At 42.0% G+C, this 16492-nt stretch carries 14 protein-coding genes and 1 pseudogene; 11 read left to right on the plus strand and 4 right to left on the minus strand.

Translation table 11 applies throughout. The features are described from left to right. Nucleotides 1-86 precede the first annotated feature (86 nt). Entirely contained in the window at nucleotides 87-536 is a 450-nt protein-coding gene (locus tag ACFVSH_RS08605; protein ID WP_387705568.1) for a YfmQ family protein, read from the plus strand. Nucleotides 537-626: 90 nt separating this feature from the next. Here the strand turns inward: ACFVSH_RS08605 and ACFVSH_RS08610 are convergent, their stop codons facing one another. From ACFVSH_RS08610 to ACFVSH_RS08620, 3 genes are all read right to left on the minus strand, one after another. Then, a complete protein-coding gene (locus tag ACFVSH_RS08610; protein WP_387603498.1) occupies nucleotides 627-1505 on the minus strand; it encodes a MurR/RpiR family transcriptional regulator in 879 nt (292 codons plus the stop codon). Nucleotides 1506-1611: 106 nt separating this feature from the next. Further along, nucleotides 1612-2304 carry an N-acetylmannosamine-6-phosphate 2-epimerase gene (locus ACFVSH_RS08615; RefSeq protein WP_387603501.1) on the minus strand — a complete coding sequence of 231 codons (693 nt, stop codon included), beginning with the start codon at nucleotides 2302-2304 and terminating at the stop codon, nucleotides 1612-1614. Nucleotides 2305-2335: 31 nt separating this feature from the next. Beyond that, entirely contained in the window at nucleotides 2336-3871 is a 1536-nt protein-coding gene (locus tag ACFVSH_RS08620) for a maltose/glucose-specific PTS transporter subunit IIC (protein ID WP_387603504.1), read from the minus strand. Between the two features lie 405 nt (nucleotides 3872-4276). On the opposite strand from ACFVSH_RS08620, the gene ACFVSH_RS08625 reads away from it, so the two are divergent. The 9 genes from ACFVSH_RS08625 (at nucleotide 4277) to ACFVSH_RS08665 (ending at nucleotide 14122) form a co-directional block, all read left to right on the plus strand. Further along, complete coding sequence (locus tag ACFVSH_RS08625) at nucleotides 4277-4582, plus strand: DUF2294 domain-containing protein (protein ID WP_081113038.1); 306 nt, start codon at nucleotides 4277-4279, stop codon at nucleotides 4580-4582. 192 nt (nucleotides 4583-4774) lie between these two features. Next, nucleotides 4775-5812 (plus strand): ABC transporter substrate-binding protein, encoded by a 1038-nt coding sequence (locus ACFVSH_RS08630; RefSeq protein WP_387705570.1) that lies wholly within the window; start codon nucleotides 4775-4777, stop codon nucleotides 5810-5812. A 21-nt stretch (nucleotides 5813-5833) separates the two neighbouring features. Then, nucleotides 5834-6763 carry a nucleoside hydrolase gene (locus ACFVSH_RS08635; RefSeq protein ID WP_387603510.1) on the plus strand — a complete coding sequence of 310 codons (930 nt, stop codon included), beginning with the start codon at nucleotides 5834-5836 and terminating at the stop codon, nucleotides 6761-6763. A gap of 24 nt (nucleotides 6764-6787) precedes the next feature. Next, a complete protein-coding gene (locus tag ACFVSH_RS08640; protein WP_387603513.1) occupies nucleotides 6788-7612 on the plus strand; it encodes an ABC transporter permease in 825 nt (274 codons plus the stop codon). A 6-nt stretch (nucleotides 7613-7618) separates the two neighbouring features. Then, on the plus strand, nucleotides 7619-8407 hold the full coding sequence (locus tag ACFVSH_RS08645) for an ABC transporter permease (protein ID WP_387603516.1): 789 nt from the start codon (nucleotides 7619-7621) through the stop codon (nucleotides 8405-8407). A 14-nt stretch (nucleotides 8408-8421) separates the two neighbouring features. Next, the gene (locus tag ACFVSH_RS08650) at nucleotides 8422-9486 is read left to right on the plus strand and encodes an ABC transporter ATP-binding protein (RefSeq protein WP_387705572.1); all 1065 of its coding nucleotides are present in this window, start codon (nucleotides 8422-8424) and stop codon (nucleotides 9484-9486) included. Nucleotides 9487-9502: 16 nt separating this feature from the next. Beyond that, nucleotides 9503-11221, plus strand: coding sequence for an adenine deaminase C-terminal domain-containing protein (locus tag ACFVSH_RS08655; protein WP_387705574.1), 1719 nt, complete (start codon nucleotides 9503-9505; stop codon nucleotides 11219-11221). Nucleotides 11222-11404: 183 nt separating this feature from the next. Beyond that, nucleotides 11405-11557 carry a hypothetical protein gene (locus tag ACFVSH_RS08660; protein ID WP_153246156.1) on the plus strand — a complete coding sequence of 51 codons (153 nt, stop codon included), beginning with the start codon at nucleotides 11405-11407 and terminating at the stop codon, nucleotides 11555-11557. Between the two features lie 660 nt (nucleotides 11558-12217). After that, nucleotides 12218-14122, plus strand: a complete 1905-nt coding sequence (locus ACFVSH_RS08665; RefSeq protein WP_387705576.1) for an endonuclease MutS2 — start codon at nucleotides 12218-12220, stop codon at nucleotides 14120-14122. Nucleotides 14123-15027: 905 nt separating this feature from the next. Here the strand turns inward: ACFVSH_RS08665 and ACFVSH_RS08670 are convergent. Beyond that, nucleotides 15028-15147, minus strand: a pseudogene (locus ACFVSH_RS08670) (QacE family quaternary ammonium compound efflux SMR transporter); the annotation flags it as partial. A 165-nt stretch (nucleotides 15148-15312) separates the two neighbouring features. On the opposite strand from ACFVSH_RS08670, the gene ACFVSH_RS08675 reads away from it, so the two are divergent. After that, nucleotides 15313-16314: a tyrosinase family protein gene (locus ACFVSH_RS08675; RefSeq protein WP_387705577.1), complete on the plus strand. Its 1002-nt coding sequence runs from the start codon at nucleotides 15313-15315 to the stop codon at nucleotides 16312-16314. Nucleotides 16315-16492: the final 178 nt, after the last annotated feature.

Genomic DNA, 16492 nt, shown 5'->3' on the forward strand with positions numbered 1-16492 from the left:
AGATCAACCACACCACATTACTTGGTAAATAGCAACAAAGTATGCGAAAACAGCCTTAAATTATAACGTTGCGGAGATGATGAAATATGACAGTGCCTGTATTGATTTTGACTATTATCTTAGGTTTGCTTAAATTATTAGTTACCTGCCTACCAACCGATGCAGTGAATTGGATTCTGGGTAAATTTAAAATACATTCGGAAATTAGTGGCGAGGATGCAATCGTAACCTATGATGGAAATCGTTTGGAAGGTGAAGACAAAGTTCAAGTCATTAATTATTTTAACGAAGCTAAGTTTTTGAAAAAGAATCATATATTCCCAGGGAACGAGGAATTGTTTTTACATCCAGAGAACAGTGGGATTCCAATAATGATTGATACTAAAAGAGGAAAAAGCGATGTTCGATTATTTGTGTACATTTACAACGACCATGTGGATGTAGTCAAACAGTACAAGAATAAAGTAGTTGCGTATAGTCTTCTTTCCGAGAGCCTCCAAGAACGTTCCATGCCAGTCATAAGGAATTTAGTTTAAAAGGAATATATAAAGTGGACTGCATCCCAATTGTTAGTAACATCCAAGCATTGGCGATGCAGTTTTTTATATTAACGGATCGGCCAAAAGTCAGTCGTTCTCGGTCAATACCTTTAAAGTCTTTTCCCTGATGCTGATCCTTTTTTTATAATCTTTAGCGACCAACTCTGTATATATTAAATCAAAAAGTAATAGCAGCGGAAGCAATGGTGAAATGTTTTGCCCCATATGCATGCTGTTCTTGCTCGTGACCGATAGCGATATATCGCCAAGCTGTGAAAGCTCGGACTTCTTATCTCCTGTGAAGATCAAGATGCGTGAGCCTTGCTTCTTTGCAATTTTAACTGCAGAAATCACTTCTTTCGTTGTTCCGGAAATGGAAATGCCGATGACAACGCTATTCTCGTTACTTAAAGCTGCATCCATCATTGACTGATGGGGATCTGTAATGGCTTCAACAGTTAAGCCGATACGGAAAAACTTGGACTTGAACTCCTGGGCCGCTATACCTGAACTCCCAATTCCATAAACATGAATCTTATTTGCCTGTGTAAGGTAAGATACAGCTTTTTGGATATCGTCATATGTGGTTATATGAAAGGTATTATCAATGATACCTAAGTGGTCTTGATACAGTTTAGCGAAATAATCCACCTGCTTGATGTTTTTCATATTTTTCGGTGTATTGCGGAGATCCACGAACCTTTTTAACTCATGCTTGAACTCATTGAACCCGGAAAAGGCTAATTTCTGGCAAAAACGTGTAATGGTTGCAGGTGAAATATGAAGCTTTTTAGCTATTTGACTAATGGTTAACTGACTTACTTCTTCAGGGCGCTGCAGAATGTAATTGGCCAATTCTTCTTCTGTTTTGGTGAATTTGTCCATGCTGCACTCAATGCCATATATGAGGTTTTCTGCGAGATATTCCATTTGACCACCCATTTCAAATTTCTTATATGTATTCATAGTTTAATGTATCCATTAGGGACGTCAATAACCGAATGATCCATGAATCGTAAAAAAGACCCAAACTGTTTCCAGTCTGGGTCTTTTCATTACTATGTGCAGCGTTCTATTCTTGGATGGCATCCACGAATCTTTTAGTGATTTGCTGCGGTCTGGTAATGGCACCGCCCACTACTACTGCATGGACATTCATATCCAATACAGAGCGGGCGATTTCCGGTGTTATGACATTTCCTTCCGCGATCACTTTCGCTTTTTTCACTGCTTTTACGATCTCTTTGAGCACAGCATAGTCATCCTGATATATTTTCTGGCCGAACGTTTCGTCCGTATAGCCGTATAAAGTGGGCGCTACGATATCGAATCCTAAATCGTCAGCGAATATGGCTTCCTCAATGGTGGATACATCGGCCATTAGTAAAACATCTGGATATTTTGCTCTTATTTCACCATAAAACTGCTTTAACGTTTTACCGTCCGGTCTTACCCGGGATGTAGCATCCGTCGCAATGATTTCCGCTTTGGATTCCATCAATGCATCAATTTCGGCCATGGTGGGAGTGATGTAGACATCGTTTTGTCCATACACCTGTTTAATGATCCCTATGACTGGAAGGTCCACATTTTTCTTGATTTCCATTATGTCAGCTACAGAGTTTGCGCGAATGCACTTCGCACCGCCTTCCTTGGCAGCAATGGCCATGCGCCCCATAATAAACGAGCTGTGCAGCGGCTCATTCTCTAATGCTTGACATGATACAATTAAGCTTTTGTGAATTTTATCCAGCACCTGTTGCATGTTTAACACGTCCTTATCGTTATCTATGTTCTTAATGACCCAAGTATTCTTCCACTTCATTTTTGATGATCGTCACTTGGGGACCGTATACTATTTGAATGCCATTTCCTTTTTTTACGACGCCTTTTGAACCGGTTTGTTTAATGACGTCTTCTTTCACCAACGATTCATCCTTTACCGTGACACGCAGACGGGTTGCACAGCAATCGACTATATCGATATTTTCCTGTCCGCCTAAACCATTGACGATGGTTTGGGTTCTCTCTGATGCGGTTACTTGTGTAACGGCGGCCTGTTCATCATCTTCACGGCCGACCACTTTCAAATTCTTCTTCCTGATCAAGAATTTAAAAGTGAAGTAGTATAGGAAAAACCATGGAATGCCGACGAGCAGTACATAAATCCAGTTTGTTTTACTTATACCCTGGAGTATCCCGAATAAAGTAAAATCAATAAATCCTCCAGAAAAGGTTTGACCGATCGTTATATTGAATATATCTGCCATCATGAAGGCAAGTCCGTCAAACAAGGCATGAATAACATAAAGGATCGGGGCGACAAACAAGAAACTGAATTCAAGCGGTTCGGTGATGCCTGTTAAGAAAGAGGTCAAGGCAGCAGAAAGAAGCAGGCCGGCCACGACTTTCTTATTTTTAGGTTTAGCGCAGTGATAAATGGCAAGTGCAGCGCCGGGTAAACCAAACATCATCGTGATGAACCGTCCGGACATGAACCGGGAAACACCCTCATAGTACTTGACGGTAGTCGGATCGGCCAATTGCGCAAAGAAGATATTCTGGGTCCCGCTTACAATCTGCCCTTTTATCTCCATCGTTCCGCCTAAAGCTGTTTGCCAGAAGGGAAGGTAGAAAATATGGTGCAACCCTAAAGGCCCAAGCATCCTTAATATGAATCCGTAAAAGAAAGTCCCGATCGTACCTGTGCTCGTTACCAGCGCACCTAATTGGTTTATGAAAAGCTGGAAATAAGGCCACACGATAAAAAGCACGGCTCCAACCAAGATGGACGCGAAGGAAACGATGATCGGAATGAAACGGGAACCACCGAAAAACCCTAAAACTTGCGGAAGCTGAATTTTATTATATTTATTGTGTAAAAGTGCGGCAACGATACCTACTATGATACCGCCAAACACACCGGTCTCCAGTGTTTGGATCCCGACCGCCATTCCCTGCCCGGCACCTGCCAAATTCTCTTTGGCAAGTTCCCCGTTTATTTGAAGCAGTGCATTTATTGAACTGTTCATGACGAAGTAGCCGATCATGGCTGCCAGTGCTGCGGTCCCTTTATCCGAACGTGCCAATCCTACTGCAACACCTACGGCAAAAATGACCGGCAAGTTGCCGAATACGATGCTTCCTGCAGAACTCATGATCGTGAAAATGGCCTGCAGCCAAGCAAAGTCTAAAAACGGATAAGCCTCAACTGTATTTGGATTGGAAAGAGCGCCGCCAATTCCCAGCAATAAACCGGCCGCTGGCAAAACGGCAATCGGGAGCATAAAAGATTTCCCGAATTGCTGCGCTTTCTCAAAAGCTTTCTTCATAATAATTCCTCCCTTATTTAACGAGCCTTTGATACTCTCTATTTTTGATCGCTCTATACTAGCTATATTAAATCCATATGATAGCGTTTTCAATGCGGTTCAAGGTTATATCAATTGTTTTCAATCTTGCGCTTATTTCTCTGAAAAAGTTTTCATTAATAGAAGTGATGGATTGGATATTAAGTTATATAAATATATTGAAATTCCCATATACTTATTTTTATAATTCGTGTATTGGTGAGTAAATGTGCTATTTAATTAAAAAAAAACATTTTTTTGTGTGAAATCCGAATATTATCTTGTGCAATAAAGAAAAAGTATATATAATTACTTCAAACGATAGTTTGGCAGGTGATAGTCATCTTACCGATAAACTCTAACGAAACGAAGAAAGTGCTTTCTCATATGTATAATGAGGTATCGAAGGAATTGTTCGGCTTTGGTACGACGCTGCTGAAGGTCACTGTTGAGCAGAATGTGATTACATTCCAGGCCAAACATCGACGTGCCCCGCGCTCTGAAGCTTTGGAAGGGGAAGTTCCCAGCCTGAAGCAGGAGGTTGACTTCCATATGTCCCTGCTTTATAAGAAGAAACTGAAACAAAAGCTGGAAACGCAAACGAATTGGGATATTGAAGCTGTCCTGAGGGATTATGACTCAGCGACGCAGCTGGCATTCACCAATATTGTATTGAAGGAAAAAATCATCTAATCATATAAATGGATTTCACTTCGGATTTATCTGGAGGGAACGCCACTGGAGAACCAAAGGATAAGTTTTATCTTTGTTTACAAAGAAAAGACAATCTTGGGTAGAATTTCAATTCTATTTAAGATTGTCTTTTTTTACATTTATATCAGTAAAAAGGAAAATTTAAACAATATAATTTTGGAGGTTTGAATGATGAAAAAAATATTGATGATGTTATCGCTTTTCACATTAGTTTTAGCTGCATGCTCTTCAAAAGAGGATGGTAAGGAAAAACCAGCCAAATTAGTCGTTTCCACTTGGGGATTCGCCGATGATTTCTTCCGTCCGGAAGTTTATGAGCCATTTGAAAAGAAGCATAATGTAAAGATTGTTGTTGATTCAGGAAATAACGCAGATCGATTGAACAAAGTACGCCAAGCGAATAGCGATGTGGATGTTATCTATTTATCCGACTACTATGCACAGCAGGGCATCGATGAAGGATTATTTGAGAAAGTGGACCATAGCAAAATTCCGAATATTGATAAGATATACGACAAAGCAAAAGCGCCGAATGGCGATGACTTTGGACCAGCCTATACGATTGCACAATTTGGCATTGCCTATAATCCCGATGAAGTGAGTAAACCGATCGCCTCTTGGAAAGATCTTTGGAGCAAGGATTTGGCAGGGAAGATCACGATCCCATCCATCACTTCAACAACTGGACCGATGTTTTTGGATGCCGCTTCAAAAGTTAGCGGAAGTGAAAAGTTCAATGAAGATAAAGCCTTCAATCAAATGAAAAAGATCATGCCGAATGCGGTTAAGGAATATGGGCAAACATCAGAGTTCGTCAACATGTTCTCACAAGGGGAAATCGCTGCAGGCCCGATCATGGAAATGTATTTTGGCGATTTACAGGAAGCCGTTCCCAATGCCAAGTTCATTTCCCCTGAAGAAGGCGGCTACGCAGTGATGAATACGGTGAATATTGTTAAAGCCAGCGATCAAAAAGAATTGGCCGGCGAATTCATGAATTACATCTTAAGCAAGGAAGTTCAGGAAAAATCAGCGAAAGCGAAAGTGGATTCTCCCGTCAATACGGAAGTCAAGCTCTCTGAAACCGAAGCGAAAGGCTTAACCTATGGAGATGACGTCATTAACAGCCTGCATGTATTGGACATGAAGTTTGTAAATGAAGACTCTAAACAATGGATCGATCGTTGGAATCGTGAGCTTACACACTAAGAAAGAAACGAGGTGTGCTTGATGAAGAAAAAAATGATTCTTGATGTGGATACTGGAATAGATGATGCGATCGGAATCATCCTTGCTGTGAAAAGCCGTCAATTCGACATATTGGCGGTAACGACAGTGAACGGGAATGTATCACTTGATACGGCTACATTGAATACATGCAAAATATTGGATTTATTGAGTGAACAGGACATTTCAGTCATAAAGGGGGCAGATAGCCCAATTATCAGGAGCCCGTTTTTTGAACACCGGGTCCATGGCGAAGACGGGATTGGCGGAGCCTTGAAGGATGTGCCAGTCAAAAAGCGGCCGGATGATGGATTTGCTTCTGATTTCATCATCAATTCCATTTTGAATTTTCCAGGTGAAGTGACGCTTGTCATGACGGGACCTCTTACGAATTTGGCATTAGCGGTTAAAAAATGTCCGCAAATCACCAAGCTCGTTAAAGAAGTCATTTTCATGGGCGGAGTCGTTCAAGGGGTTGGCAATGTCACGCCAACCTCCGAATATAACACGTATGTCGATCCTGAAGCTGCCAAAATCGTTTTACAGGCGGGATTCACATCCATCACGCAAGTTGGTCTTGATGTCACGAGAAAGGTTCTATTGGGTGAAGAGCATATCCAATTGATTCAAAACCTTGAACTTGCCGACTATATAAGGGAAAGTACATCAGATTATCGGAAAAGGTATTTTGAACGTAACGGTATATGGGCATGTGCGATGCATGATCCATTGGCTGTTGCCATTGCTTTGCAAGAAGATCTTGTCAAAAGAGAAGAATATTATGTGGATGTTGAAACAAAGAGTGAGCTTTGTGACGGACAGATGGTTTGCGACTTTCAAAATAGGCTGATGAAGCCGCCAAATGCGCATGTTTGTCTGGATGTCGATGCGGAAGCGTTTTTCGACCTGTTCATTCGCATAATCAATTCATAAATCATACGAACAGGGGGTTCCGAGGTGAAAAAACGCTATCTATACCTGTTGCTGTTTCCAGGCGTTCTATTTTTAACGATTTTCATGATCATTCCGATCCTAATGACGATTGGCACGACATTTTTTAATGAAAGCGGCGGCTTTTCCGTACAAGGGTATCTCGATTTTTTCCAAGATCGATACTTTATTGAAATTCTGCTGACGACACTTAGGGTGAGTCTGTTCACGACAATCATTTGCATTCTATTAGGATTTCCAGCAGCTTATTATATTTCAAAACTGAAACAACGAAAAAAAGCCATCATGCTTTTGCTGACGATCTTCCCGCTATTGACAAGCCCTGTGGTCCGCTCATTCAGCTGGATGGTGATCATCGGTAAAAATGGTGTGGTGAATAAATTGCTCATGGGCATGGGCTTGATTGAAAAGCCGCTTGATATATTGTACACGCCTACGGCCATCATCATCGGATTGGTCCATTTATTCCTGCCATTGATCATCGTGACGCTGGTGGGTGTGATGGAGAACATCGAAACGGACTTATTAAAAGCGGCGGAGAGCCTTGGAGCATCAAGGTTGGCCGTATTCTCAAAAGTGGTCATCCCGCTTTCGGTCCCAGGATTGGTCATTGGCAGCATCCTTGTTTTTGTAGGGAGCTTCACGGCCTATACAACGCCTGCTTTATTAGGCGGGAAACAACGGGTCATTTCAACATTTCTTTATCAAAACGCGATTACATTGAACGAATGGCAAGTGGCATCGATTGTCGCTACCATCATGATTGCGGTGACAGTCCTTATCATATCGATCATGAATGGTTTGGCAAAAAAATTAAATCCAAAGGGGTAGAGGTGTATGCAGGAAAAAAATCGAGGATTGGCCCTGTTTACTCTCCTGGTGTTCCTTTTTTTACTAGGGCCTTTGCTTATCATATCCGTTACGTCATTCGAAGGCGGAAATATTTTGAAGTTCCCGCCAGAAGAGTTTTCTTTAAGGTGGTATGAAAATATTTTTAATGTGGAAATGTTTTTGGTCGCTTTTAAAACGTCCATCCTTGTTTCACTGGCAGGCAATCTTCTGGCACTGTTACTGGGAGTGCCGGCTGCCTATGCATTAAGCCGGTTTGATTTCAAAGGGAAAAGCTTGATTAATGCATTTTTCGTTTCTCCCATATTAATACCGGGAATTGTGCTCGGCTTTGCGTTTTTACGTTATATTGTGGGGGCTTATCAGCTTCCGATTTATGCGGCACTGTTTGTGGGACATACTGTTATCATGCTGCCGTTCATCATCCGCGTGATTTCTTCAAGCTTATCAAACTTTGACTTTTCCATTGAAGAAGCGGCGGAGAGTCTCGGCGCCAGTAAACTGGGCACATTCTTTACAGTCGTCCTTCCGAATATAAAATCAGGAATTCTTGCGGCAGTCATGATCGCCTTCTTGGAATCCTTCAATAATGTGGACATTTCAGTTTATATGACAGGCCCTGGAGTAAGTACGTTTCCGATTCAAATGCTGACGTATGTAGAGAACTACTTCGATCCTACCATTTCGGCCATTTCCGTATTACTCATGTTCATAACGGCTTTCTTCATGTTTATAGTAGAACGGCTCATGGGATTGTCTTATTTCACAAAACGATAAGGAGGTAATGATGGATGGCTTTATTCACTTTACAAGATATATCTGTAGCATATAACAAACAGAATATATTAAAAGATTTCAATCTTGAGATTGAAAAAGGGAAACTGGTATCCCTTCTTGGCCCGAGCGGCTGTGGGAAAACGACGACTCTAAGGTTAATTGCCGGGTTTTTACAGGCGAACGAAGGGAAGTTTTTATTCAAGGAAAAGGACTATACGAAAGTGCCCGTCAACAAGCGGAATTTTGGCTTTGTGTTCCAAAACTATGCATTATTTCCGCATTTGTCGATATTCGATAACATTGCATTTGGTCTCCGTCTCAGAAAGATTTCTAAAAGTGAAATCGAAAAAAAGGTAATGAATGTGCTTGAGATCGTTAATTTAAAAGGGTTTGAAAAGAGATATCCCCAAGAGCTTTCCGGAGGCCAAAAGCAGCGGGTTGCGATTGCCAGGGCGCTGGTGATTGAACCGGACATCCTATTATTTGACGAGCCATTGAGTAATCTTGATGCCAACTTAAGGGTGAATATGAGGGTCGAAATCCGCCGTATCCAACAAGAGCTGGGGATTACAACGGTATATGTCTCCCATGACCAGGAAGAATGCTTCTCGATATCCGACCAGGTGGCGATCATGAATAAAGGGATCATCGAGCAGCTTAGTGATCCTGCGACCATTTACAAATATCCTGAAACTAGATTTGTCGCAGACTTCATCGGCTTCAAGAACTTCATTGACTTCGATAAGCGGACAGATCATGACGGTAAAATTGAACTGAACAAATCCGGATACTCATTTGTGCTGAACAAGGATGCCCAGATGACCAATGCAACGGGAAAAACAGGCGCCATCAGGCCGGACGATCTGTTGATCAGGGAAAAAGATAACACGGGAGCTGTTCAGGAAAATGGTTTATCTGGCCGGGTTAAGGTAAGTACCTATCTGGGAAGAAGCTATCAATATGTCGTTGAAACTCCATTAGGGGATTTCACCGTGAACAAGGAAATGGCGGATTCCTATCGGACGGGTCAGGAAATCATCCTTGAAATTCCGAAAAACCAGATGGTGCTTGTTGACTAGCTTAGGAGGGTAAGTTATGCGAATGGATATGCTTGTAAGAGATATCAACGTGTTTAACAGCTATTTTAAAAGATTTATTAAAGGGAATGCTGCCATCAAGGATGGAAAGTTCTATTATATCGGAGACCGGGAATTGGATGCCTTCGAGTCGGATCGAATCGTCGATGGGCAGGGGAAGTATATGATTCCAGGCCTGATCGATATCCATCTCCACATTGAAAGTACGATGGTGACGCCTGCGACTTTTTCCTACGGGTTAATCAAGAATGGCGTGACGACGATCGTGCCGGAACCGCATGAAATGGCCAATGTTTTCGGGATTTCCGGTGTGAAGGAAATGATCAAAGCAAGTAAAGATTGCGTAGCGGATATGTTTTATGCCATCCCGAGTTCCGTTCCTGCCACGTCGATGGAAACAACAGGCGGTTCTATCGAAATAGATGATATAGATGAATTGATGCAAACCGAGAACATTAAATGTCTTGGCGAGATCATGAATTACTATGAGGTCATAACCGATCCGGATTGCAAAACGAATCAGATTTTGTCGCATATCCGTTCCCGTTATCCAGATCTGATCATAGAAGGGCACGTTCCTAAGCTGCTCGACCTGGACTTGCAGAAGATTGTTTATGCCGGAGTGAATTCAGATCATACGCACCAGACCGTGGAAGGGATGGATGCGAGGATCGCTGCCGGGATGTTCATTGAGATCCAAGAAAAATCAATGACTGAAGAGGTGATAGATTACTTGAAGGAAAATCAAGTGGATGAACATTTTTGCTTTGTCACTGATGATGTCATGACCGACTCTTTCCAAAACAGGGGACATCTGAATGTCCTTTTAAAGAAAGCCATTCAAATGGGAATGACACCGGAAAAAGCGATATATGCATGCACCTATACACCTGCACAGCGGATGAGGATGTATGACCGGGGTGCCATTGCACCTGGAAAAACGGCAGACTTCCTGCTGCTATCGGACTTGGAAACATTTGAAATTGAACAAGTATACAAAACAGGTGAGCTCGTTTATGAATCTTCACGGCCATATGTACAAGAAGTGAAGGAAAGACAATTTCCTGAGCATTTCTATCAAAGTGTGAAGCTTGCGGAACTTACGGAAAACGATTTTACCATCACAATCCCGGATAAGCTTGAACGCAGCAAGTGCAGGATCATAAACGTGCAGAATGGTTCTACTTTCACATCTGAAACCCATGATCATTTAGTTGGGAAGAATGGTCAATTATGCTGGGAAGAAAGCCCTTATGGTTTAATCGCCACATTCGAACGATATGGGAAAAACGGTAATCGGGCGCACGGATTGATCACCGGCGATGTATTGAAGCGCGGAGCGGTCGCCACGACCTATTCACATGATAACCATAATCTTTTGGTGATTGGCCATAATAAGCAGGATATGATGATGGCCGCTAACGAAGTCATAAGGAAGCAAGGCGGAGTCTGCTGCGTTGAAGACGGCAAGGTCCTATCCATGATCCCTCTTCCGGTAGGGGGGATCCTTTCCGAAGAGCCAATGGATATCGTATCAAGGCAGGTTCAGCACCTGACAGATGGACTGAAATCGTTAGGCTACGAACACTATAATGTCATCATGTCATTAAGCACCTTATCGCTTCCTGTCAGCCCGGCCCTGAAAATAACCGACCATGGGTTGATTAACGTGAATGAAGGGAAAACAGTCCCTCTCATAATGAGTGATGAAGCTTAAACCGCAAAGGGGATTATCCACTGGATAATCCCTATTTTTTATGGCTAAAAGTCTTCTTTTTTTATTTGTATATAATTACCACTAGAGGAAAGATGTGATAAAATAGAAGGGCAACTGAGGATAGAGTGGTAGGTCACAGTTTTTCTTTTCCACCTAATGATAGATGGGAAAGGAGGTGACCGCTTGATTCATTTCTTATTGAACTTAATTACAGATATGGGTAAAGAGATATTTGTTGCTGTAGCAACCAGTCTTATCCTGTCTATGTTCGCCAAGAAACGGAAAAAGAACCACTCATCCTCCCAAGATGGCAATGGTTCTTCTTCTGACGATTAATTAAGTTAGTTGTGACCAACCACTCTTGCTAGTTGTCAGCCTCATGTTAGCGCATGGGGCTGTTTTCAGTTTATGTTAATATAAGGATAACATACCCCAATTTTAAAGTAAATATTCAGACAATGAAAAGGGGAGCTACTGAAGCATCATGGCTGTTAAAGCCAATGGCCCTTTGTTTTACATGAATAGATTCGGAGGATGGCCCAAAAATGAAAAAATGAATTGACTCTTTCTTACTGATATGGTATGTTAATTCCAATCTAAGAAAAGGTGTGGTGTTTTATGTCGGGAGTAGGTATCAACTAATTTAGTTGAATAAGGTATTTAATCACTGATATGCCAGTGGATTAAGTATGCCTTTTTTCACAGTGCAATTCTGCATTGTGAATACCTATCTTAAGACTGCTTCCTTTTCCATAAATCGTGTAACATGCAGGTGTTACGGCGAAAAGCATGGTGGGATTTGTCCTATCATGCTTTTTTGTGTACGCAGGTCTATTCGAGCTGCCCAATTTGTTATCGATTTTAGGTCCTTATAAGGCCGTGCCCGCAGGAGCTTTCTACTCAAATGGCTTGTTCATTTGTAAAGGTAGGGGGACCATTGCGGGCATTTTTTGGATTCGGGAATTAATCACTCACTCATTCAAGGAGGATCATTAAATGAATACAATGACTTATGAAAAATTACAATATATCCAACTCAAGGAAATGGTGAAAAACCATTGCGTAAGCGGTTTAGGAAAAGCGTTATTGGATCAGCTTAAGCCGAGCAGCATTTTGAAAGTCGTTAAAAATCGTTTGAACGAGACAACGGAGGCAAGGAACTTACTAAATGCGGAAAGCCATATTCCCTTGAAAGGCATTTCACATATTGGACTCCATATCGACAAACTGGAAAAAGGCATGATTTTGGAGCCGTCAGAGTTAGTGGCGATAGCAGACTTTTTAAGAGGCTGCAGGAATATCAAGAAATTCATGACCGATAAAGAATTCTTTGCACCAACACTGCATGCCTATGCCCGCTCCATGACTGAATTCAGGAGCATTGAAGAAGAAATCCAATTCACCATAAAAGGAAATGCTGTTGTTTCCGAAGCAAGCAAGGACCTGAAACGGATCAGGAACCAAATCATCAAGACAGAAAGCAAAATAGAGGAACGGCTGAATAAGTTCCTGAAGAGCGGAGCCAATAAAGAGTTCATTCAGGAATTTTTCATCAGTAAAAAGGATGATCGCTACACCATCCCGATCAAAGCCTCCTATAAAAATCAAGTGGCCGGAACGATCGTGGAAGTATCGGCAAAAGGGGCTACCGTGTTCATCGAACCTGCCTCGGTGACGAAATTGAATGTTGAATTGGCCAGTTTAAAAGCGGAGGAATCGATGGAAGAGTATCAACTTTTGGCCACATTATCGGGAACGGTTTTCGAACAGCTGAAACCGATCAAGATAAACATCGAGTTAATCAGTCAATATGACATGATCTTCGCAAAAGCCAAGTTCAGTAAAAGCATGGATGCCATCGAACCGAAAATCAATGATCATGGTCATATTAAATTAAAGGGCTGTAAACATCCCCTTTTGCCGCAGGACAGCGTACCTTTGGATTTTGAAATCGGGAAGGACTATCGCAGCTTGATTATTACAGGCCCTAATGCCGGGGGTAAAACAGTCGTCCTGAAAACGATCGGCATCCTTACATTGGCCGTCATGTCAGGGCTGCATGTTGCAGGGAAAGAAGGGACGGAACTTGCCGTCTTCGATCAGGTATTCGTCGATATCGGTGACAATCAAAGCATTGAAAATGCACTGAGCACGTTTTCATCGCATATGAAAAACATCTCGGAAATCATGGGGGCGTTAACCAATAACTCCTTGCTGCTGTTCGATGAAATCGGGAGCGGAACGGAACCGAATGAAGGAGCCGCATTGGCGATTGCCATCCTTGAGGAATTTTATCAGAGGGGCTGCATAACCGTTGCGACCACCCATTATGGTGAAATCAAGCGCTATTCGGAAATACACAGTGATTTCATGAATGCGGCCATGCAATTCAACAGTGAAACACTTGAACCAAAATACAAGCTGCTGATCGGTCAATCCGGGGAAAGCAATGCCCTCTGGATAGCCAAAAAAATGAATGTTCGTGAACAGGTCCTGCAAAAGGCAAAGCTCTATATCGATAATAAAGACTACGACTTGGAGCGTGTCCAGGAAGGGAAAATCAAAAAAGCGAAGCCAGCAGCCGTTCATAAGGAAGCAACTTATGAATATGAAGTCGGTGACAAAGTGAAGGTAAGCGAACTGAATGGCTATGCAATCGTTTATAAGAAAAAGGATGCATACAATAATGTCACCGTTCTTTTCGAAGATATCTTCAAGGAAGTTCATGCCAGTAGGCTCGAGCTGGAAATAAAGGCCGCCGATTTATATCCTGAAGGCTATGATCTCAATACTTTATTTGTCAGCTACAAAGAAAGGAAATTGAATCACGACCTTGAACGGGGGTCAAAGAAAGCGCTAAAGAACGTAGCAGCGGATATCCGGAAGAAGCTTGGTGAATAACCTGATGTAAAAATCAACATCGGCAGGGTATGAATGGATTTTAAGGGAAAGCCAAATGAATGAAAGACTTGAAAAAACACCTTAATTACCTGTAATTTTAGGATTTATTTTGCACCTGTTTTAAGCGTTATTTTGCACTTTTTCAATCAATAACGTTCGTAAAAGTGTGTACAAAAAAGAAGACGTTCGTAAAAGTACGAACGGTTGAGTTTCTTCTCAAAACAGCCGGCAGTTATGTTCGTTAAAGAGTCCCCGAACTTCAGTGGACTTTTACGAACGTCCTAAACGAACTTCCTATAGGGGTGGCGTCAGGAGAATGCGGATATACAACGTTAAGGGGTACCATTTTCATAGCATATTTACCTATTTTTCTGTATTTATTATTAGAATTTTATAGAAGTTCACCTGATAAAGAAGAAAAACAAAATCGGGGTTCTAGTTTTTTTATCGGAGTAGTTTTAGCCTTGATGTTAACCATTCCAGAGATTATGTATTTCTTTACAATATAATTTGATCTCAGAAACGATTGTCCAGGACCAGTCGTATTCAGAAAAAACCTCTAAGTTTTTTCCCTTAGAGGCTTTTTTTATTGAATCTTATTGTAACGAGTATTCTTAAATTTTTAATAGTCCATAAATCTTAACGCCCTCCCGCATTGAGGACGCTTCTGAGTGTCCTTTTTGCTTTTTATCTTGGAACTTTATTACAGGATTTCTGCATACACGCTATCGTTCAATTTGCCGAACTCCACTTCGACTGGAAACATATCAATCCCCTGAAGCTTCATTCCTATAGAATCTTCTACCCAACCTATCAGCTCAGAGGTAAACGGTATGCCATTACTTTTCCGTTTGATTCTTTGATAGTGGCGATCGGCTCTCTCTGACCGCCTAAAAACCCCACAGAAAGCACATACCGACAGGAAGCTTCCTGCCAGTTATTATCATTAAATAGAAACTGATGACAATGGAAATGACCGTTCCAGACCAACTCCAAAAGCCATCCGCATGTTTTAAGCCAATCACTCATAAAACTTCAAAAAAAGCTGCAATGAATACCTTGATCCAGTTTGAGCTCATGAAATATTTTAGTCTAATATCCGCAAATGTCCCCGAACGTTTGCAGCAGAGATGACTTAATATATAACAAGGTTTTTAGTTTAATTGAACATTTGGAAATGAGGGCAAGTCATGACTGCTGAATATAACATTAGAAAAAATGCACTTCATCTTTCTGAAAAGGAAAAAAGGAAATATATCGATGCTGTTTTGGTCTTAAAAGAAAAAGGGATATATGATCGGTACGTAGCATGGCATGCTGCTGCAGGGAGATTTCAAACCCCTCCCGTTAAGCCCCCGAAAGCAGGGAACGTTTCATTAGCATCAACCCGCAGTCATAATGGTCATGGGGAGCGGTCTGGGGCTGACAACGCCAATATCCATGGAAGTCATGGTGTTCAGCGAAATGCAGCTCATAGCGGGCCGGCGTTCTTACCTTGGCATCGCTATTTCCTATGGCTGTTCGAACGCGATCTTCAATCCGTTGACCCCAGTGTGACCATTCCCTACTGGGATTGGGCAGCAGATTCAGAATTGGATGATCCAGCTTCATCCCCAATCTGGGATAGCGATTTCATGGGCGGAAACGGGAATAAAAAGAAAAACAACCTTGTCGATTCAGGTCCTTTTGCCGTTGGGGGCTGGGAAGTTCTTGATGAGGAGGGGAAACCTTCAGGGGGATTGAAACGGAACTTCAGATCTAGTAAACAAGTCGCAAACCTGCCAACGAAACAAGACGTTCAAAACGTATTGAAAATCACTCCTTATGATGCACCACCGTGGAATTCCGAAAGCAATCCAAGTTTCCGAAATCAGCTTGAAGGATTTGTCGATGGACCGGCCCTTCATAATCTTGTGCATGGCTGGGTCGGGGGACATATGGGTTCTGTACCTGTTTCACCTAACGATCCAGTCTTCTTTTTACACCATGCCAATGTCGATCGGATATGGGCAATGTGGAAAATCCAGCACCGGGGGGAGAAATATCTCCCGAGAACAAGTGGACCATTCGGCCATAACTTAAATGATCCTATGTTTCCGTGGGATATAACCCCCAAGAAGATGATCAATCATAGGAAATTGGGCTATATATATGATATGGAAAGGAAGATGGTGAAGGGAGATCACCATTGACTGAAGGTCAACAAGGCGCAGTGTGAGCACTGCGCCAATTTGCTGCTAGCATTTTGGGTTATATTCAGTTGTTAGAAGAAGAGCAGAGTATATGAATTGTCAAAAGACGATTGTTTGCCCATCCATGGACAATGAGCTGCGGTTTCAAGCATTCCAACTCAAACGTTCCACTGCATCA

The organism is Peribacillus sp. NPDC058002, from assembly GCF_042886655.1.
In the GTDB taxonomy this organism is placed as follows: Bacteria; Bacillota; Bacilli; order Bacillales; family DSM-1321; genus Peribacillus; species Peribacillus aracenensis.

Bases quoted from the DNA above. Each gene is read 5' to 3' on its own strand.
- ACFVSH_RS08655 (WP_387705574.1), top strand. From the start codon at position 9,503: ATGCGAATGGATATGCTTGTAAGAGATATCAACGTGTTTAACAGCTAT.
- ACFVSH_RS08605 (WP_387705568.1), top strand. From the start codon at position 87: ATGACAGTGCCTGTATTGATTTTGACTATTATCTTAGGTTTGCTTAAA.
- ACFVSH_RS08665 (WP_387705576.1), top strand. From the start codon at position 12,218: ATGAATACAATGACTTATGAAAAATTACAATATATCCAACTCAAGGAA.
- ACFVSH_RS08630 (WP_387705570.1), top strand. From the start codon at position 4,775: ATGAAAAAAATATTGATGATGTTATCGCTTTTCACATTAGTTTTAGCT.
- ACFVSH_RS08650 (WP_387705572.1), top strand. From the start codon at position 8,422: ATGGCTTTATTCACTTTACAAGATATATCTGTAGCATATAACAAACAG.
- ACFVSH_RS08620 (WP_387603504.1), bottom strand. From the start codon at position 3,871: ATGAAGAAAGCTTTTGAGAAAGCGCAGCAATTCGGGAAATCTTTTATG.
- ACFVSH_RS08675 (WP_387705577.1), top strand. From the start codon at position 15,313: ATGACTGCTGAATATAACATTAGAAAAAATGCACTTCATCTTTCTGAA.
- ACFVSH_RS08645 (WP_387603516.1), top strand. From the start codon at position 7,619: ATGCAGGAAAAAAATCGAGGATTGGCCCTGTTTACTCTCCTGGTGTTC.
- ACFVSH_RS08615 (WP_387603501.1), bottom strand. From the start codon at position 2,304: ATGCAACAGGTGCTGGATAAAATTCACAAAAGCTTAATTGTATCATGT.
- ACFVSH_RS08610 (WP_387603498.1), bottom strand. From the start codon at position 1,505: ATGAATACATATAAGAAATTTGAAATGGGTGGTCAAATGGAATATCTC.
- ACFVSH_RS08625 (WP_081113038.1), top strand. From the start codon at position 4,277: ATGTATAATGAGGTATCGAAGGAATTGTTCGGCTTTGGTACGACGCTG.
- ACFVSH_RS08635 (WP_387603510.1), top strand. From the start codon at position 5,834: ATGAAGAAAAAAATGATTCTTGATGTGGATACTGGAATAGATGATGCG.